The 18,083-nt window shown below is 59.4% G+C and carries 20 protein-coding genes and 1 pseudogene; 11 read left to right on the forward strand and 10 right to left on the reverse strand.

The window, feature by feature from the left end:
* The first annotated feature begins 39 nt into the window (after nucleotides 1-39).
* On the forward strand, nucleotides 40-1,323 hold the full coding sequence (locus ACFIQF_RS05655; protein WP_393940948.1) for an MFS transporter: 1,284 nt from the start codon (nucleotides 40-42) through the stop codon (nucleotides 1,321-1,323).
* Between the two features lie 75 nt (nucleotides 1,324-1,398).
* Here ACFIQF_RS05655 and ACFIQF_RS05660 read toward each other — a convergent pair whose 3' ends face one another.
* Entirely contained in the window at nucleotides 1,399-2,823 is a 1,425-nt protein-coding gene (locus tag ACFIQF_RS05660) for an FAD-binding oxidoreductase (protein WP_393940949.1), read from the reverse strand.
* A gap of 591 nt (nucleotides 2,824-3,414) precedes the next feature.
* The gene (locus ACFIQF_RS05665) at nucleotides 3,415-3,642 is read right to left on the reverse strand and encodes a hypothetical protein (protein WP_393940951.1); all 228 of its coding nucleotides are present in this window, start codon (nucleotides 3,640-3,642) and stop codon (nucleotides 3,415-3,417) included.
* A 154-nt stretch (nucleotides 3,643-3,796) separates the two neighbouring features.
* Between ACFIQF_RS05665 and ACFIQF_RS05670 the strand changes: the two genes are divergently transcribed.
* The 3 genes and pseudogenes from ACFIQF_RS05670 to ACFIQF_RS05680 all read left to right on the forward strand — a co-directional run.
* Nucleotides 3,797-4,381 (forward strand): cob(I)yrinic acid a,c-diamide adenosyltransferase, encoded by a 585-nt coding sequence (locus ACFIQF_RS05670; RefSeq protein WP_393940953.1) that lies wholly within the window; start codon nucleotides 3,797-3,799, stop codon nucleotides 4,379-4,381.
* Nucleotides 4,382-4,410: 29 nt separating this feature from the next.
* The gene (locus ACFIQF_RS05675; protein WP_393940955.1) at nucleotides 4,411-5,310 is read left to right on the forward strand and encodes a LysR family transcriptional regulator; all 900 of its coding nucleotides are present in this window, start codon (nucleotides 4,411-4,413) and stop codon (nucleotides 5,308-5,310) included.
* A 159-nt stretch (nucleotides 5,311-5,469) separates the two neighbouring features.
* Nucleotides 5,470-6,156, forward strand: a pseudogene (locus ACFIQF_RS05680) (DNA helicase); the annotation flags it as partial.
* 83 nt (nucleotides 6,157-6,239) lie between these two features.
* Here ACFIQF_RS05680 and ACFIQF_RS05685 read toward each other — a convergent pair.
* A complete protein-coding gene (locus tag ACFIQF_RS05685; RefSeq protein ID WP_393940956.1) occupies nucleotides 6,240-7,466 on the reverse strand; it encodes a D-amino acid dehydrogenase in 1,227 nt (408 codons plus the stop codon).
* Nucleotides 7,467-7,689: 223 nt separating this feature from the next.
* Here ACFIQF_RS05685 and ACFIQF_RS05690 point away from each other — a divergent pair, with 223 nt between their 5' ends.
* A complete protein-coding gene (locus ACFIQF_RS05690; protein WP_393940958.1) occupies nucleotides 7,690-8,574 on the forward strand; it encodes an amino acid ABC transporter substrate-binding protein in 885 nt (294 codons plus the stop codon).
* A 71-nt stretch (nucleotides 8,575-8,645) separates the two neighbouring features.
* Nucleotides 8,646-9,377, forward strand: a complete 732-nt coding sequence (locus tag ACFIQF_RS05695; RefSeq protein WP_393940959.1) for an aspartate/glutamate racemase family protein — start codon at nucleotides 8,646-8,648, stop codon at nucleotides 9,375-9,377.
* On the opposite strand, the gene ACFIQF_RS05700 is transcribed toward ACFIQF_RS05695, so the two are convergent.
* The 7 genes from ACFIQF_RS05700 to ACFIQF_RS05730 all read right to left on the reverse strand — a co-directional run bounded on the left by ACFIQF_RS05700 (nucleotide 9,374) and on the right by ACFIQF_RS05730 (nucleotide 15,404).
* On the reverse strand, nucleotides 9,374-9,691 hold the full coding sequence (locus ACFIQF_RS05700; RefSeq protein WP_393940960.1) for a cupin domain-containing protein: 318 nt from the start codon (nucleotides 9,689-9,691) through the stop codon (nucleotides 9,374-9,376). The genes ACFIQF_RS05695 and ACFIQF_RS05700 overlap by 4 nt on opposite strands.
* Nucleotides 9,692-9,936: 245 nt before the next feature.
* Nucleotides 9,937-10,359, reverse strand: a complete 423-nt coding sequence (locus ACFIQF_RS05705) for a hotdog fold thioesterase (protein WP_393940962.1) — start codon at nucleotides 10,357-10,359, stop codon at nucleotides 9,937-9,939.
* Between the two features lie 114 nt (nucleotides 10,360-10,473).
* A complete protein-coding gene (locus tag ACFIQF_RS05710) occupies nucleotides 10,474-11,418 on the reverse strand; it encodes a LysR family transcriptional regulator (RefSeq protein ID WP_393940963.1) in 945 nt (314 codons plus the stop codon).
* Nucleotides 11,419-11,517: 99 nt separating this feature from the next.
* The gene (locus ACFIQF_RS05715; RefSeq protein WP_393940964.1) at nucleotides 11,518-12,909 is read right to left on the reverse strand and encodes an L-serine ammonia-lyase; all 1,392 of its coding nucleotides are present in this window, start codon (nucleotides 12,907-12,909) and stop codon (nucleotides 11,518-11,520) included.
* Between the two features lie 67 nt (nucleotides 12,910-12,976).
* On the reverse strand, nucleotides 12,977-13,777 hold the full coding sequence (locus tag ACFIQF_RS05720) for an ABC transporter permease (RefSeq protein ID WP_393940966.1): 801 nt from the start codon (nucleotides 13,775-13,777) through the stop codon (nucleotides 12,977-12,979).
* Nucleotides 13,774-14,415 (reverse strand): ABC transporter ATP-binding protein, encoded by a 642-nt coding sequence (locus ACFIQF_RS05725; protein WP_393940967.1) that lies wholly within the window; start codon nucleotides 14,413-14,415, stop codon nucleotides 13,774-13,776. The genes ACFIQF_RS05720 and ACFIQF_RS05725 overlap by 4 nt, the downstream gene beginning before the upstream one ends.
* 131 nt (nucleotides 14,416-14,546) lie before the next feature.
* Nucleotides 14,547-15,404, reverse strand: a complete 858-nt coding sequence (locus ACFIQF_RS05730; protein WP_393940969.1) for a hypothetical protein — start codon at nucleotides 15,402-15,404, stop codon at nucleotides 14,547-14,549.
* Between the two features lie 363 nt (nucleotides 15,405-15,767).
* Here ACFIQF_RS05730 and ACFIQF_RS05735 point away from each other — a divergent pair, with 363 nt between their 5' ends.
* From ACFIQF_RS05735 to ACFIQF_RS05755, 5 genes are all read left to right on the forward strand, one after another.
* Entirely contained in the window at nucleotides 15,768-16,496 is a 729-nt protein-coding gene (locus tag ACFIQF_RS05735; RefSeq protein ID WP_393940971.1) for a YrhB domain-containing protein, read from the forward strand.
* 48 nt (nucleotides 16,497-16,544) lie between these two features.
* Nucleotides 16,545-16,898 carry an immunity 8 family protein gene (locus ACFIQF_RS05740; protein ID WP_393940973.1) on the forward strand — a complete coding sequence of 118 codons (354 nt, stop codon included), beginning with the start codon at nucleotides 16,545-16,547 and terminating at the stop codon, nucleotides 16,896-16,898.
* Nucleotides 16,899-16,933: 35 nt separating this feature from the next.
* Nucleotides 16,934-17,401, forward strand: coding sequence for a hypothetical protein (locus ACFIQF_RS05745; protein ID WP_393940974.1), 468 nt, complete (start codon nucleotides 16,934-16,936; stop codon nucleotides 17,399-17,401).
* 25 nt (nucleotides 17,402-17,426) lie between these two features.
* Nucleotides 17,427-17,666 (forward strand): hypothetical protein, encoded by a 240-nt coding sequence (locus tag ACFIQF_RS05750; protein WP_393940976.1) that lies wholly within the window; start codon nucleotides 17,427-17,429, stop codon nucleotides 17,664-17,666.
* A gap of 119 nt (nucleotides 17,667-17,785) precedes the next feature.
* Nucleotides 17,786-18,076 carry a hypothetical protein gene (locus ACFIQF_RS05755; RefSeq protein ID WP_393940978.1) on the forward strand — a complete coding sequence of 97 codons (291 nt, stop codon included), beginning with the start codon at nucleotides 17,786-17,788 and terminating at the stop codon, nucleotides 18,074-18,076.
* The last annotated feature ends 7 nt before the right edge of the window (nucleotides 18,077-18,083 follow it).

An 18,083-nucleotide genomic window follows, 5' to 3' on the forward strand; every position in this document is an offset into this window, starting at 1 on the left:
TCGCATACAAGACGCAAGGCCTTTGGCTACCATGCGGGCATGACAAAAATCAATAACACCAACGGCGCCGATCCCACGCAGATTGGCAGCCTGCGCCAGGACACGCGCACCATCGGCCTGATCGGGCTGGCCCATGGTTCTTCGCACTTTTTTCATCTGCTGCTGCCACCGCTGTTTCCGTGGCTGATCGCGGATTTCGGCTTCAGCTACTCGCAGCTGAGCGTGCTGGTGTCGGTGTTCTTCATCGTCTCGGGCGTAGGCCAGGCGCTGGCCGGTTTTGTGGTCGACAAGTTTGGCGCTCGCCCCATTTTGTTTGCCGCGCTCAGCAGCTTTGTCGTGGCGGGCGTGATTGCCGGCACATCGCACAGCTACGCGCAGCTCATGTTGGCCGCAGTTTTTGCCGGCTTGGGCAACGCACCTTTCCACCCGGTGGACTTCACCATCTTGAACAAGCGCTTGTCGCCGCAGCGCCTGGGGCACGGCTTCTCGGTGCACGGTCTGTCGGGCAATCTGGGCTGGGCGGCGGCGCCGGTATTCATGGCCGGCATCACCTCGGCCACCGGCTCCTGGCGTGTGGCTTGCCTGTGTGGCGCGGCACTGGCGGCCATCATTCTGAGCATCATGGTGATCAACCGTGATGCGCTCGATGACCGCGTCAACGCCGCCAAACCCGGCGCTGCCAAAGCCGCTGCGGCAGCACCGGCCAGCAACGAACATGCGCTGGCTTTCTTGAAGCTGCCTTCGGTGTGGCTGTGCTTCTCGTTCTTCTTCTGGACCACGGTGGCCATGAGCGCCATCCAGTCCTTTGCTAGCCCGGCGCTGCAGCAGTTGTATGGCCTGCCGGCCAGCATCACGGCCTATGTGGTCACCGGCTACATGTTGTTTGGCGCCGCGGGCATGGTGGTGGGCGGCTTTTTGGTGGGCCGGGTAGAGCGGCTGGAAAAAGTCATCTCCGTCAGCCTGCTGGGCTCGGGCGTTTTGCTGGCGCTGGTGGGCACGGGTTGGCTGCCCGGCTATGCGGCTTTGGGTGTGGCGGCGCTGGCCGGCGTAGGCACCGGTTTGGCTGGCCCTTCGCGTGACATGCTGGTCAAGCGTGCCGCGCCTCCTGGCGCTACCGGGCGTGTGTACGGTGCCGTGTATTCAGGGCTGGATCTGGGCTTTTGTCTGGCTGCGCCGGTGTTTGGCTACATGCTCGACCACCACCTGAACGCAGGCGTTTTCTATGGCGCTGCAGCAGGTCTGGTGTTGAGCGTGGTGTCAGCTGGTTTTGTGGGCGCTGGTGTGGCGGCACGCAAGGCGCAGATGGCGGCGGCAGCGGCCTGAAGCCACGGCTGAAAAGCGCATAAAAATGCCCGCGCAGCATGGCTGTCGCGGGCATGGTTTTTGGGGCTTCAACAATCAGGCGGTCAGCTGAAAAATCTTGCCGGGGTTGAGGATGTTTTTCGGGTCCAGCGCTTGCTTGATGGCGCGCATCATGGCCACCGCGCCATCACCGGCTTCTTCCAGCAAAAAGCCTTGCTTGTGGATGCCGATGCCGTGCTCGCCGGTGCAGGTGCCGCCCAGCGCAATGGCGCGTGCCACCAGCGTGTGGTTCAGTTGCTCGGCCTGCTCACGTTGGGCATCGTTGTCCGGATCGATCAGATAGCCAAAGTGGAAGTTGCCGTCGCCCACGTGGCCCACCAGGAAGTAGGGAATGCCGCTGGCGTCCGCTTCGGTCACGCATTCGAGCAGCGCATCGGCCAGGCGGCTGATGGGCACGCAGGCGTCGGTGGTGATGCAGCGGCAACCGGGCACGCTGGCCACGGCGGCAAAGTAGGCGTTGTGGCGGGCGGTGAAAAGGCGCGTGCGGTCTTCGGGGCGCTCAGCCCATTCGAACGATTGGCCGCCAAACTCGTTGGCAAGGTCTTGCACCATTTCGGCCTGCTCTTTCACGCCGGTGGGCGAGCCGTGGAACTCCATCAGCAGCATCGGTTCTTCGCGCAGATCGAGCTTGCTGTAGGCGTTGACCATGCGCACCGAGTTCACGTCGACCAACTCCACACGCGCGATCGGAATGCCCATCTGGATGGTCTGGATCACCGTGTGCACAGCCGCTTCAATGCTGGGGAAGGAGCAGATCGCAGCGCTCACTGCCTCGGGCAGCGGGTAAATGCGCAGCGTGATTTCGGTGAAGATGCCCAGCGTGCCTTCGCTGCCCACCAAGAGGCGCGTCAAGTCGTAGCCTGCGGCGCTTTTCTTGGCGCGGTTGCCGGTACGGATCACTTCGCCGTTGGCAGTCACCACTTCCAGCGCCAACACGTTCTCGCGCATGGTGCCGTAGCGCACGGCATTGGTGCCGCTGGCGCGGGTCGATGTCATGCCGCCAATCGAGGCATCGGCGCCCGGGTCGATCGGGAAGAAAAAGCCGGTGTCCTTGATCGCCTCGTTCAGCGCCTTGCGCGTGATGCCAGGCTGCACCGTGATCGTCAGGTCTTCGGTGTTGACCGACAGCACCTGGTTCATGCGGCTCACATCAATGGTGATACCGCCTTGCACGGCCAGCAAATGGCCTTCCAGCGACGAGCCGGCGCCATAGGCGATCACGGGCACGCTGTACTCGTCGCACAGCTTGACGGCGTCTTGCACGTCTTGGGTGGATTCGGCAAACACCACGGCTGCCGGCGGTGGCGCAATGATGGAGCCTTCATCACGGCCATGCTGCTCGCGCACAGCCAGCGAGGTAGAACACTGGCCGCCAAAACGCGTGCTCAGGGCCTGCAAAAAAGCATCGGGAACAGGGCGCTGCGCAGCAGCCAATTGGTGGGTGGTTACGGGGGCGTTCATCGGTTTCTCCAAGTCTGCCGGGAGGATAGCATTGCAGGCTGCGTTGCGCGCCAGCCATGTGCGATGTCAGACAGCTGCGCTGGCATAAATGACATATTTTCGGATGAGCGGGGGCGCGCCTGTGAGCCTCGTGGCTGGCAGTTTCTTGGGGGTTGTTTTTTAATTGGCGTTGCTTGTTTTGCTTGTTGCAGCCGGCCGGGTCTCGCCCCGGCAGGCGACCTCCTTTCTTGCTGCACGGCAAGAAAGGAGGCAAAGAAACGTGCCCTACATCCAGCGTCCCCGATTGCCCCGCGAAGCGGGGCAATCGGGGCAACCTGCGCTCACAGCAAATGCCGGCGTGCGCCAAAACTCACTCCGCGCCAAGGCGCTCCGTTCAAACAGCTGGCGCAAGTCAGTTCACGAAGTTTGGCTGTCCTGCGGCAGCCAAACCGCCGGCATTTGCTGAGATCGCAGGCGCTGGCTGAAAGGGGTGGGAAGGACATCCTGAACAGCCAACAGCCTGCGAGATCGTCTGTTCAGCGCCCTCTATTGCGTAAACGCAAATAAAAAACCCCGCCGTAGCGGGGAGGGAGAGTTCGGGTCTGGGGGCTCTTAGAGGTTCTTTTTGGCCGGTTGGCGGGCCAGGTGGCGGCGTGGGTCAGCTGGGCTGATTGTGCGTTCGGCGGGCACTGCGCGGTGGCTGCTGCTGGCGCCCGCGCTGGACTGTGCGGCGTTGCCGGGCGCGGGCTGGGCTTGGGCCAGGGCCGAGCCGACGGCGATCGAGGCGAACAAGAGCACGCTGCGGGCGTCAAACGGATGGGTGAATCGGGATGCAGACATCTGCGTTTCCTGGTAGGAGTCAGACAGGGCTCTATTGCATACCAAATAAGCGTGGTGCGCTATCATTTTTGCAATCTGTTTCCAGGTCTCCTCAATTGCGGTGGCTGGTAACAGAAAATAGGCCCCGTTTACGCAAGCTCGACAAGGACTACCGATGGCAAACCGACTCTCCCAAATTGCAACCCGTACCGGCGACGACGGCACCACTGGCCTGGGCGACAACACGCGCGTCTCCAAGGCCAGCGGCCGCCCGCACGCCATGGGCGATGTGGACGAGCTCAACTCGCACATCGGTTTGCTCTTGTGCGAAAACCTGCCCGCCGATGTGCGCGAGCTGCTGGTCGATATCCAGCACCAGCTCTTCAATCTGGGCGGCGAGCTGTCTATGCCCGGCTATGAGTTGCTCAAGGACGATGCGCTGCTGCAGCTCGACAACGCGCTGGCGCACTACAACGCGCAACTGCCGCGCTTGCAAGAATTCATCTTGCCTGCGGGCACGCGCGCCGCCTCGCAAGCGCATGTGTGCCGCACGGTGGCGCGCCGTGCCGAGCGCATGGTGGTGGCTTTGCAAGAGGCTGAGGCCATGCGGCCCGCACCGCGCCAGTATTTGAACCGCCTGTCCGATCTGCTGTTTGTGCTGGCGCGTGTGCTCAACCGCGTGGATGGTGGCGACGATGTGTACTGGAAGAGCGAGCGCCTCGCCCGCATGCAGGCGCAAGACGCCGCCAGCGAGCATTGATAGCCACGGACCGAGCCAGGGGAGCTGCCATGCGTTTGCGCCATATCGAAGTCTTCAACGCGGTGATGCACACCGGCAGCGTGAGCGCGGCGGCGCGGCTCATCAACATCTCGCAGCCGGCTGTCAGCCGCACTTTGCAGCATGCCGAGCTGCAGCTGGGCTTTGCACTTTTTCAGCGCAGCAAAGGCCGGCTCACGCCCACCAGCGAAGCGCTGGCTTTGCTGCCGCACATGGAAAAGCTGTTTGGCCAGCTGGAAGAAGTGCAGCGCCTGGCCGACAGCCTGCGCAAGGGCCGCGCTACCGATGAGCTGCGCATTGCCAGTGTGCTGGCACTGAGCCACGAGGTGCTGCCGCGTGCGCTGGCGCAGTTCAAGCACAAGCACCCCAATGTCACGGTCACGTTGCAATCCTTGCATTCGCCGCAGATCGTGCAGGCGCTGGTGATGCAAGAGGCCGATGTGGGCTTTGTGCTGAGCAATGTGCAGCAGCCCACTTTGCAGCAAGAGAACCTGGCTCGCGCACCGATGATGTGCATTGTGCCCAAGGGCATGTTGCCGCCCTTCAAGCTGCGTGGCGGCAGTTTGGCGCTGGATGACTTGACCGGCGTGCCCACCATCAGCCTCGACGCGCAAGACCCGGTGGGCATGCTGCTCACCCAGCTGAGCCGCGAATCGGGTGTGGGCCTGAACCACTTTGTCACCGTGCAAACCTACCACACCGCTTTGGCCATGGCGCACCACGGTTTGGGCGTGGCGATTGTCGATGGCTGCACGGCTTTGTCGGCCGATCAGAACAAGGTCGATGTGCTGGCGCTGGCGCCTGAGCTGCAGGTGCCGGTGAACGCTATCCGCTCGGCTTCGCAGCCCAATTCTCTGTTGGTAAAAGCGATCACGCGCGAGATGCAGAAAGTGCTGGCGGCATACCTGTAAAACCTTGCGCTAAGATTGGTGACCGCGCGTGGCCCGCGCCGCCTCCCTCCGCTTGGGGCAGCACCGTTTGTGCAGGGCAATTACCATCCAACCTGCTTGTAGGCGATGTGCATAAGTAGGGATTGCTCAGCAGCCTGACACAGGAGGTTGACCATGGAAATGAGCTCGTTATCCGATCCGCTGTATGTGCTGAAACGCCAGGCTAGGCAACGTGCCCGGCATAACAGCATTCCGCTGCACCAGGCCTTAGATGAGACCGCCCAGCAGCATGGTTTTGGCCGGTGGAGTTTGCTGGTCGCGCGTCGTGTAGCGTCTGATCCGGTGCTTCAACTGGCGCAGCAGTTGCAACCAGGTCAGTTGTTGTTGCTGGCAGCCAGACCCTTGCAAGGAAAAACGCGCATAGGCTTTGCGCTGATGGCGCAGGCCATGCGCAGCGGGCACAATGCGGTGTTCTTTTCACTCGATTGCACCCCCGCGCAAGTACAAACCTTGATGACGGTGACCGACGCGGATACTGCGCTGTGGCAGTCGCGTTTTCGGTGGGATTGTTCGGACGATATTTGCGCGGACTATGTACAAGCTCAGTTGCGTGGCGCTACATCTGGTACGGTGGTGGTCATCGACTACTTGCAGCTGCTCGACCAACAGCGCCACCAGCCACCGTTAATGCAACAGGTGGCAGCGCTCAGGCGTTTGGCGCAGGAGCGGCAGCTGGTTATTGTGTTGATTGCGCAGATCAAACGTGGTTTTGAAGAGCGCGCTAATGGCGTGCCTGGCTGGGGTGATGTGCGCCTGCCGAACCCTCTGGATGCGCAGCTGTTTGACCGCAGCTGTTTTGTGCACCAGGGTAGGAATGCATATTCAATAAAGACAGCTGCTGGCGTTCATCCAGAGCGCTCTAGCAGCTATCAAATCAATAGTATCCGTGATCAGGCAGCTTGGCTGATCTGCTGCGCCAGCTGCGTGGCCGTACCAAAGGCCAAGGTAAAGCCGAGCGCGCCGTGGCCGGTGTTGAGCCACAGGTTGCTGGCGCCGGCTTGCTTGGCAATGGGTACGGCTGTAGGTGTGGCTGGGCGCAGGCCGGCCCAGGGCTGCACTTCGGCGAAATCGCTGCAGCCGGGGAAGACGGCTTCGGTTGAATCGCACAGGCTCTGGATTTTGTCTTGGGGGATGCTCAGGTTGTGGCCCACCAGCTCCACCATGCCGGCTACGCGCAGGCGCTCACCAATGCGGGCGAAAACCACTTTGCGCGAGCTGTCGGTAATGCTGACGCTGGGCGCTTTGTTGCCTGCTTGGGCAACGTCCAAGGTCAGGCTGTAGCCCTTGAGCGGGTACACCGGCACGTTTACGCCCAGCGGCTTGCACAGGGCCACGCTGTCCACGCCCAGCGCCACCATGTAGTGGTCGGCCGTGATGTCGCCCTGGCTGGTTTGCACTGCCACGATCTTGCCGTTGCTGCCGCCTTCGCGGCGCAGGCTTTTGACCTGGGTGCCCATCAAAAATTTCACGCCTTGGCTGCGCAACCAGGCTTCGAGCTGTTGTGAGACCTTGTAGCAGTCGGCAGCGCATTCGCTGGGCGTGTGCACGGCACCGGCAAACTTGGGTTGGTAGGCCGCCAGTGCGGGCTCCAGCGCCACGGCTTCTGCGGCCGTCACAATGCGTTGGGGCGCGCTGCCCAGCTTGCTTTGCACGTCGAGCTGGTGGCGGGCGGCATCTACCCCGGCTTGCGTGGGGTAGAGCACGAGCTTGCCGGTGGTTGAGAAATCCCAGTTGCCTTGCACCCGCTCTTGCATGGCTTCAAAGTGCTGGCGGCTCACCGCGGCCAGCTGCAGCAAAGTGCGCGTGCTGATGGCCGAGCGCTCGGCATTGCAGGCGGCCATGAACTGCAGGCTCCAGGCCCATTGCTGCGGGTCGGCCTGCAGGCGGAACTTGAGCGGCGAATCAGGGTTGAACAGCAGCTTGGGCAGCTGCTTCCAGATTGACGGGTCGGCCAGCGGCTGCACATAGCTGTAGCTCAGCTGCGCGCCATTGCCCATGCTGGTGCCCATGCCGCCGTGCACAGCCTGGTCCACCACGGTCACCTGGTGTCCCGCCTGTTGCAGCTCATAGGCGGCTGCCAAACCCACAATACCTGCGCCAAGAATGCAAACTTGCATGGGACCCCCTGAAAACCCTTGAATATAGGCGTTTACATTGGCGTTGACACATAGCAATATGCGCATCGGGCATGCCGTTTGCTTATAGGTGACGCGGTTTTACAAAATCGCAGTACACCAAGCACCATAACCATGCGTTATGGGACTGTCCCGAAAAGGTATTGCCGGGGCAAAGGGGTGCTTTCTACACTGTCACCATCGATTGATTCAAGGAGGTTTCACCATGAAGTTTGTTACGTCGCTGATTTGCGCTGCTGCCGCTATCGCCTGCCTGCCTGCGGCCCACGCCGATGTGCTGTCCAAGGCCAAGGAAACGGGTGAAATCACCTTTGCTTACCGTGAATCCTCGGTGCCTTTCAGCTACCTGGCCGGTGGCCAGAACGCGATCGGTTTCTCGGTCGACATCTCCAACGCCGTGGCCGATGTGGTGCGCAAGGAAATCGGCAAGCCCGACCTGAAGGTCAAGTGGCAACCGGTGACCTCGGCCAACCGCATTCCGCTGATCCAGAACGGCACCATCGTGCTCGAGTGCGGCTCCACCACCAACAACTCGGCCCGCAACAAGGACGTGGATTTCGCCATCAACTACTTCTACACCGGCACCCGCGTGGCAGTGAAGAAGAGCGCCGGCGTCAAGAACTGGGCTGATCTGAAGGGCAAGACCCTGGCGATCACCACCGGCACCACCAACCTGCCCGTGGTGCGCAAGTACAGCGCGGACAACAAGCTGGACATCAACATCACCCAGGCCAAGGACCACGCCGACGGCTTCCTGCTGATGGAAAACGACCGTGCCGCCGGCTTTGCGATGGACGACATCCTGCTGTACGGCCTGAAGGCCAACGCCAAGGACCCGGCGCTGTACGAAATCGTGGCCGATGCACTGCAAGTGGAACCCTACGCCTGCATGCTGCCCAAGGGCGATGCGGCTTTCAAGAAGATCGTCGACGGCGTGATCGGCGGCATGATGAAGTCGGGCGAGTTCACCAAGCTCTACGACAAGTGGTTCATGCAGCCTATTCCTCCCAAGAACCAGGCCCTGGGCCTGCCGATGAACAAGGAACTGCAGGATAATCTGGCAGCACAAAGCGACAAGCCTGCTATCTGATCGCAGTAGCAGCAGCTAGCGCTTGACCATGGCCCGGCAACGGGCCATTTCTTATGGAAAAGAGGAAAAGCATGACATCGAAGACGGTAGGCATTCTGGGCGGCATGGGCCCGGCAGCAGGGGCAGATTTTGTGCGCCTGTTCGTGCAGGCCTGCGCCGAAAACCTGAAAGCCAGAGGCGCTACCGTGGTCGACCAGGCCTATCCCGAACACTGGCTGGCGCAGCTGCCCATCCCCGACCGCAGCGCCGCCTTGCTGGCGCCCGAAACAGCGCAAGACCCGTTCCCGATGATGTGCGCCGGCATGGACAAGCTGCAAGCCGTAGGCGCTGTGGCCGTGGCCGTGGCCTGCAATACCGCCCACGCCTGGCACGAGCGCCTGCAACAGGCTTACCCGCAAATCCAGGTGCTGCACATTGCGCGTGTGGTGGCGCAGCGCCTGCAGCAGCAAGGCCACAGCGCTTGCATGTTGCTGGCCACGCAAGGCACTTACCGCATTGGTCTGTACGATCAGGCGCTGGCCGCTTGCGGCATCACCGTCCACCTGCCGCAAGATGCAGAGCGTGAACAGCTCATGCGCGGCATCTACCAAGGCGTGAAGGCCGACAAGCTGGATCTGGCGCGCAGCGATTTTGCGCAAGTGGCGCAGGCCATGCGTGCGCGCCATGGCGATGTGCCGCTGATCATGGGCTGCACTGAAATCCCGCTGGCTTTGCCCGGCGCTGCCGAAGTAGCTGGCCTGCCGCTGGTCGACCCCGCCTGGGAGCTGGCGCGTGCGCTGGCTGCGGTGGCTTACGCGGCCTAAGCAGGCATCTTGTCGAGCACCAGCAGCGTGGCCTCGCCGGTGACTCGGGAGCGGTGAGAAATGCCGGGCTCAACGCGGTAAAACATGCCTGGGCCCAGCGTGACGGAGCCCGTCTCGGTGTCCATCACCACCTCGCCGCTGAGCACAAAAAAGCACTCGGGCGATTCGTCGTGAACATGGAAGGACGCGGTCGTATCGCGCATCACGCGGTACTTCAGATTCACGCCGTCGATCGTGGTCAGCTTCTGGGCAAACCAGCTTTCCGGATGCGCTGCTTGGATGGGATTGGTATCTAGTGCAGAAAGCGTAGTCATGGGATTTCTTGGTGTTGCTGGCACTTGTGACAGGCCAGCATATCAGTCTGCACCAAAGGCCACCTACAGCTTGCTACTCCGCAAGTTCAGGCAAGACGCACCCAAGAGGCTTGTCCAATCAAGCAAGTAAGCCAGCCCGCGCACCAACTACGCATGGCACGCCCCATCCAAGGGCACCCAGCAAGAGCCGCCTCGCAGCGGCGGTGCCGTCCCCTGGGGGAAGGCGCGTAGCGCCTCAGGGGGGGTTAGTTGTTTAACATCGCCATGGTGATGCGCGACACGCAAGTCAGCTTGCCCTCGTCGTTCACCATGTCGATCTGCCACACCTGCGTGGTGCGACCAATATGCACGGGCCGCGCCGTGCCGGTGACCCAGCCGCTTTGCACGCCGCGAATGTGGTTGGCGTTGATGTCCAGGCCCACGCAGCGCCACTCAGGTGGCGAAGAAAACATGGCGCCCACGCTGCCCAGGGTTTCGGCCAGCACCACGCTCACGCCGCCGTGCAGCAGGCCGTAAGGCTGGTGCGTGCGGTGGTCTACGGGCACGCGGCCCACCAGGTAATCGTCACCAATTTCCAGGTACTCGATCCCCAGGTGTTCAATCGCGGTATTGCGCGCCTTCTCGCGCAGCTCTTCCAGCGAGATCGGCTTTTTCCAAATGGCAGTCATGGGCAGGCTTTCGTTCTGAATTCAGAGATGGGCCACAGCATAGCCATGGGCCGCTGTGCTGGCTGCCGCTTGCACGACGCAGTGGGCACGCCATGCTGCAGGGCCTTCAATCCATCAGTTGCTGGTGGGCACGTCTGCATCGGGGCTGGTGGCATCGTCGGGCGAGGCGCCATCTTCCACCAGCAGCTCCACCAGTTCGCGGGCAAACGAGGGCAGCGATTCGAGGTTGCGCACCACAATCTGCATCTCGCGGTTGGACCATTCGTCCGAGATCTGGATGATGCGGATGTCCATGATCTTGGCGTGGCGCCGGGCCGCCGATTCAGGCAGGATGCCAATGCCCACGCCCGCTTCGATCATGCGGCAGGCAGCCTCGAAATTGCCCACCTGAATGCGTTGCTTGATGGGCCGGTGCAGCAGGTCGCTGTGCTGGCGTAAAAATGCGTGGATGGCGCTGGATTCGTGCAGGCCCACGTAGTCGTAATCCAGGGTATCGGCAAAGGCCACCGATTTGCGCTTGGCCAGCGGGTGCTCGTTGTTGACCACCAGAATCAGGTGGTCCTTGCGGTACGGCATGGAGACCAGGCTCTCGGTGCGCACCTGGCCGGCCACAATGCCAATGTCGGTCTGGCCTTCGCCCACCGCGCGGATGATGTCGTTGGACAGGCGCTCGCGCAGGTCGATATCCACGTCCGGGTGCTTGCGCAAATAGGTGCGCAGCACGGGCGGCAGAAACTCGCCCAGCGCCGTGGTGTTGGCAAACACGCGCACATGGCCTTTGATGCCGCGTGCGTACTCTTGCATGTCGCCACGCAGATGCTCAATCTGGCCGAGCACCGTGCGTGCATGCTGCACAAAAGCCTGGCCGGGCAGCGTCAGCGTCACGCCCTGGCTGGTGCGGTAGAGCAGCTTCACGCCTATGCTCTCTTCGAGGTTCTTGATACGCGTGCTCGCCGCAGGCAGCGAAATAAACGACAGCTCCGCCCCCCGCGTCATGCTGTTCGCGTCTGCCACATGCACCATCAGGCGCAGGTCCACCAAATCAAAATGCATTGCCATGGGGCTGATTGTAGAGGGTGGCATGGGTGTGCCTGGCGTCTCCAGCGGGCGCACCAGGACACAAGCGAAGTGGCGCAGCCACTCAGGGGGTGAAGCTAATCAACATTCAACGATGTGCACGGCCAGCCCGCCTAGCGAAGTTTCCTTGTACTTGCTCATCATGTCGGCACCGGTGGCGCGCATGGTCTCGATCACCTTGTCCAGGCTCACCACATGCGAGCCGTCGCCGCGCAGTGCCATGCGCGCTGCGTTGATGGCTTTGACGGCGGCCAGTGCGTTGCGCTCAATGCACGGCACCTGCACCAGGCCGGCAACCGGGTCGCAAGTCAGGCCCAGGTGGTGCTCCATGCCAATCTCGGCGGCGTTTTCTACCTGTGCGGGCGTGCCGCCCAACACGGCGCACAAACCGGCGGCAGCCATGGAGCAGGCCACGCCCACCTCGCCTTGGCAGCCCACTTCGGCGCCTGAGATGGAGGCGTTCTCTTTGTACAAAATACCGATCGCTCCGGCGGTCAGCAAAAAGTCGATTACGCCAGCCTCGTTGGCACCGGGCACAAAACGCCAGTAGTAGTGCAGCACGGCGGGCACAATGCCGGCCGCGCCATTGGTAGGCGCTGTCACCACACGGCCGCCCGCCGCGTTTTCTTCGTTCACGGCCAGTGCAAACAGGTTCACCCAATCAATCACCTGCAGCGGGTCGGTATTGGCGCTGGCGTTGTGCTGTGTGAGCCCTTCGTAAAAGCCGGCGGCGCGGCGCTTCACGTTCAGGCCACCAGGCAAGCGGCCCGGCGTGGTGCAGCCGCGCTGCACGCAGTCTTGCATGGCTTGCCAGATCTTCAGCAGGCCGGCATCGATATCGGCATCGCTGCGCCAATGGCGCTCGTTGGTGCGCATGATCTGCGCGATCGACTGGCTTTGCGCCTGCGTTTGTTGCAGCAGCTGCGCAGCACTGTGAAAAGGCAGCGGCAGCACCTCGGTATCGGGCGCAATGCTTTGCTGGCGCTCGGTATCGTGGGCAGCCTCTTCGCTGACGATAAAGCCACCTCCCACCGAGTAATAGGCCTGCGCATCAAGCAGCTCACGCTGTGCATCCCAGGCTTCAAAGCGCATGCCGTTGGGGTGAAAAGGCAGGCTCACATCGCCTATCAGCAACAGATCGGTGGCGGGGTCAAAAGCAATGCTGTGCTCGCCATTCAGCAGCAACTGCTGCTGCGTTTGTACTTGCGCAATGATGCTGTCCACCGCGTTCACATCCACCGTGTCGGGCGCGTAGCCGGCCAGCCCCAGAATAACGGCGCGGTCGCTGGCGTGGCCTCTGCCGGTGGCGCCCAGCGAGCCGAACAGCTGGCAGCGCAGCCGCGCCACCTGGCCCAGCAAGCCTTGGCGCTGCAAGCGCTGTACAAACGCATGCGCAGCGCGCATCGGCCCCACGGTGTGCGAACTGCTGGGCCCGATGCCGATCTTGAACAAATCAAATACGCTGACTGCCATGGTCTTCCTGGTGGGCGAAATGCGCTCAGGATAGCGGCTAAACATGGCGCAAATACAGCGCCTCGGGTTAACGAGGGTGCAGCAGATCCAGGCGCAAACGCTGGCGCGTATCGGTCAGCGCCTTGGCGGCCAGCAACACGCTGCCAGCGGCGGCCATGATGCCTGCGCCGGTCAGCAGGAACAGCAGCAGAATCTGGTACTTGGCGGCTTCCAGCGGGTCCATGCCGCCCAGAATCTGGCCCGTCATGATGCCTGGCAAGGTGATCAGGCCGGCCGCGCTCATCTGGTTGATGATGGGGATCAGCCCGCGCCGAATCGCTGCTTGCGTATGCGAGGCCAAGGCCTGGCGGATAGGCGTGCCCAGCGCCAGTTGCGCCTCTATCGCCGCACGGCTTTGGCGCACGCCATCAAAAAAACTGTCGAGCCCCAGGCTGGCCGAATTGAGCACGCTGCCCAGCACAATGCCCATCAGCGGAATCGCGTAACGCGCATCAAACCAGGGATCGGGCCGCACGGCGGTCAACAAAGCCAGCACCACGGTCGACAGGCTCGACAGCGCCACCACCAGGCCGGCAATGCGCAAATTGCCTTGGCCCGCCAGGCGCTGGTGCGGCCGCACCGCCACCTCGCGGGCGGCCGCAGCAATCATCACCAACACCACCAACAAGGTCATGGCAGGCGATGCGTGTTGGAACACCAGGCGCAACACAAAACCCACCAAGAGCAGCTGCACCACCATGCGTAGCGACGCCCACAACACTTTGCGCTGCAGGTTGAGCCGCAGCAACCAGGATGCACCGGCTGCGGCCAGCACCAGACAGGCGCCTATCAGCAAATCGCTGAACTGCAAATGGATGGTCTGGTTCATGCGGCCACCTCTTGAGCGCTGGCCAAAGGTGACAACTGCTTGTCGTGCAAGCGCAGGCAGCGCTGGCTTACGCGCTGCGCTTGCGCGTGCGAATGGGTGACCCACAGCAGGCTCAGGCCTTGGGCTTGCCGGGCTTGCAGCAATTGCTCTACGGCAGCTACTGAAGCCTCATCCAGCGCTGCCGTCGGCTCGTCCAGCAACAGCACCTGCGGTTGGCGCAACAGGCCGCGCAACAAGGCCAGGCGTTGGCGCTCGCCAGTAGAGAGCTGCGCTACCGGAATGTCGAGAAAGCCCTCTCGCAGCCCCAACTGCAAGGCCAGGCGCTGCAACTCGGTCTGGCTGCCGGTGGGGAAATGCGCCATCACCGTATCGCTCCACCAGGCTGGCTCTGCTGCCAAATACATCACCTGCTGGCGCCACGCCGGCGCGCTGAACTGGCTGCGCGATCGGCCGTTGAGCAGCACATCGCCGCTGCCCGGATCGAGGTCGGCAATCAGCCGCAACAGCACCGATTTACCCGCGCCCGAAGCGCCCATCACCGCTATGCATTCACCCACTTGCAGGTCGAGTGAATATGGCCCGGCAATCGGACTTTGCAGGGCTTGCAGCGACAAGCGGGGAGGGGCAGAGGAAGACATGACAGGCGCCAGTGTAGACCTGTGTTGCGGCTGGGGTTGCAGCGCGGATTTTGGGGGCGCTGCTCAGCACAAAAAATCCGGCAGGCCTGAATGTCTCAGGCTCAGCCGGATGGAAGGGAGCTGGCGCTGGATCAGTCCGTCGCCACCTGGGCTGCAGTTTGCTCCAAAACCTGGCGCAGCACGGTTGGGTCGACAGCTTCGTCCGAACCCTGGTCTTCAGCACTCTTGAACATGATGCCCAGCCCATCGCCACGGTCGTCAGTGAGACGGCGAACGATCAGCAGATCGCCGGCTGGTTCACTGTTCTTGCCCGTAAGGCCTTCGCCGTCGTTGACCATGTATTTGAAGAAGTAAGAGCGTGCCAGCTGATTGGCCTGGTTGAGCTTGACACACAGAACCCAGCCTGCATTGGGGCCGCGTACGAGGTTGTCGCAACCAAAGCGGCCATCACGCGTGCCCACCATGCCGGTGCCGGAATCGGAGGCGCCCAGGTAGGTGTCCAACGTGACGAAATCCGATTGCGGCGTGGCCGACGTCAGCGGTGTCAGCAGCCAAAGCCCCACCAGGCTTTGCGCGTTGGGACCATAGGCAAATTGGAAGCGCGAAATTTCCTTTTCAGGCTCGCCCGGAAAAGTGACGTAGCCCTTGGTGCCCGATTCAAAGCGCATCTTCACCACGCCTTCATTGCCGTTGTCTACGCCTGTGCGGTCACCGCTGCCCAGGTAACGTCCGCCTCGGTACTTGTTCAGCGTGCCGGTGTACTGGTTGTCCACCAGGGGGCCAGAGGTTTGGTAGAAGGTGGCGCTGCCATTGGCCTCATAGGCATACATCTGCAAGGCCAGGGTTTTGTCCTGCACATCAATCGCCAAGCCGCGACCGGGCTTGCCATTGAGTTCGCTGGTCACGACCCAAGTGCCTGTTTGCGGCGTAAAAGCCTGGGCCAATCCGGTGCCAGCCAAAGCGCCGGCTACGAGCCATTGTTTCCACATGGTGTTTCTCCTGCTGTTGTGTCGATTGAATAGCGGCAATAAATCGAAGCGGATTGAAACACGTATTCATGCAATCGTTACATGGAACAGCGGCGTGCTTGCCCAACGTCAATAACAGGCGCCGCCAAGCCCTGAAATTAGGTAATTTCTGTAAGCGGGTGTGAGTGTTTGAGTGAGTAAAAGCTTTGCGGCCAGGCCGCTGCTGCGAGCCTTATGTGACACAGGGCTAGCCAAATCCCTATCTTTTGATCCCGATAAAACACTCGCCACACCACATGGGGCAAATTGCCCTTTGCTGGCACCTGATCCAGCTTTGCGCAGATTTTATTGATGAAATTGGACAACTAGATATTGGAGTTTGTAATGGCAGAATTACCACTGGGTTTAGATAGCAAGAATTTCACTGTTTTAGGTGACGGTACTGTGGTGAGAAAATTCGGTAAACATCTTTATATCAGTGATGATGCGTCAGTTCCTATTGGCAATCGTGTAATAGTATCAACGACTACTATTTTTAGATGTATTTTTAAGCGAGTAGAAGCATCTTTTAAAGCAGACGAGTTGGGCTGCAGTGAAAAATGTCTTGAATACCAGGGTAACGAGGGCCTTATTTGGGATGATATTGAAAAAGACTGTTTCAACATCTTGTATTTGCGTTGTGAGCAAGCCTTAAGCAAGTTCCCTGATCAGGAATGGCTGGACTATGAAAAACAGGGCTCTGACAGAAGAAGAGGGTGGACAAGCATTGTTTGGCAGTGGCGCGAGATATTGGACATGATGAAGCTCGACAAGCGTTTTGACCAGGAATGGATCAACGCCTATCTACAGCGCCGGGGCGAGACTGCCTGCAAGCTAATTACACCCAGCCAAGCGAGAGAAATGGCGGAAGCATTCATAAAAGAAAATTTCACTATTAAAAATGATGAATGCGTTATTGTGGATAGTGCGATTTATGAAGTGGAAGATGGCTGGTTATTCCCCTACCAATCTGCCAAATATATAAAGACCGGTGAACATGGTTTTTCTCTGGTCGGTAATTGGCCTTTATTTGTAGCAAAAACGGGGGATTTGGTGGAAGTGCGCCGTGATTAAGAATTTCGAGGGCTGGTGCGGACTTGCTCTGCTAATGTGGGGAGCTAAATGAGCAAGCCTGTTCTTAAAAACATAAATTTTGGCACTGTGAACCTGGAAGCATATTCGCCAGAAATACCTCACAACTTTTGTGTATGGCTGACTCTGTTGATTGGCCCTGCAGGAGCAGAAGGCGGGCATTTATTTCAAGTGGGTATTTGTACGCCCACTTGGTTGGCACACCTATTGTCCAGGGAGCATATCTGTTATTTAAAAAACATGCTGCTTGTGGAAAACTTTGATTTCAGTTTGATTCAAAGAAAAATAGCTGGAATAGTTGATTCATCAGAAAGAGCGACCTGGGAAGAATCCGTTCAGGTGCTGGCTAGATATTTCTCATGGGAATTTGAGAATCCTGCATAAACCACTGATCCCAAATGAATGGCTAAGGCCCCGACATGACTGCAAAGAAGTACAAGCTTCAAAAATGGATACAGAGCGAATTGATTTTTGCGGCCATGGATGAAATTACTGCTGTCAGTATAAATGGCTTCTCCTTGACAGATGACGAATCAGTTAAAGCTGTTGGGAAGAACCTTGTCGCGGATTTCATTCGCTTAAATATGAAATCAGGTCTGATAGAAGTGTCAGGTACTTATAAATATGGCTTTGAGAAACTGGATGGAGAGAATTTATCAGCCATATTTGAAGATCTCTCAGAAGATAGGTTTTTCGAGGCTATCATATGGGATGTATTGCATTTTTCTGGGACCGAGAAGTTGGAGAAAATGCTTGCTGAAAGGGAAATGCTTGCCTGGGATGCCTTACGTTACGAGGTCGATCAAGTATTCATCGATCAGCTTGCTGAAATATATCTCAACTGTTTTGAGGGTGCTGATTCAGAAATTCTGTCTCATCTGATTTGAAGTATTGTTCTAGGATATATGCAACATGACGAGTGAACCAAGGCTGACCCTAGAACAGGCGTATCGCGCCATGTACTACTTTTTAGAGAATGAATACAAGCTCACCAAGTCTGATGAGCTGGGTGGAATACTCAGTTCTTTGTCTTGGCACATATGGCAAGACCGCAGCCCTGGGGACCCGGCTGCTTGGGAGGAATGGCTGGATGCTGTGAACACAGCAATCACCACTGACGATCCTGTATTGCCCCATGCCAATAATAAATAGAGCTTTGCAGTTTTGTTATGAGGTTTTCTTGTCAGGGGTACCTTCTATTTCTCAAGTGCTAATGTGTTGAGAACAGCGGAACCCCTAAATCTGTACATTAACGGCATAAAGGTCTACCGATGCATATTCCAGTTTTTTCTGTTGATTTCAATGAAATGGTAGATGAGCAAACTGTTTTATTTTCCAAGCACGACCAAAGAATGGACATAGAGGGTGTTTGGCACAGCGTGTTTGAAGGCATGCCTGTACGTCTGATGATGGAAGATGCAAATGCCGATGGTGAACGCGACGATTTATTGGCAGAAGGCGTCGTCATAAAAAACCATTTTTCAGACTGGAGTGCACACGTTAAATGGTGCTGTCGAATCAATGAGCAGGGCATTCGCTCACGATCAGAGTTGACGGATTAAATTCCTA

Origin of the sequence: Comamonas trifloxystrobinivorans, from assembly GCF_043359985.1 — a bacterium.
GTDB classification, from domain to species: domain Bacteria; phylum Pseudomonadota; class Gammaproteobacteria; order Burkholderiales; family Burkholderiaceae_C; genus Comamonas; species Comamonas trifloxystrobinivorans.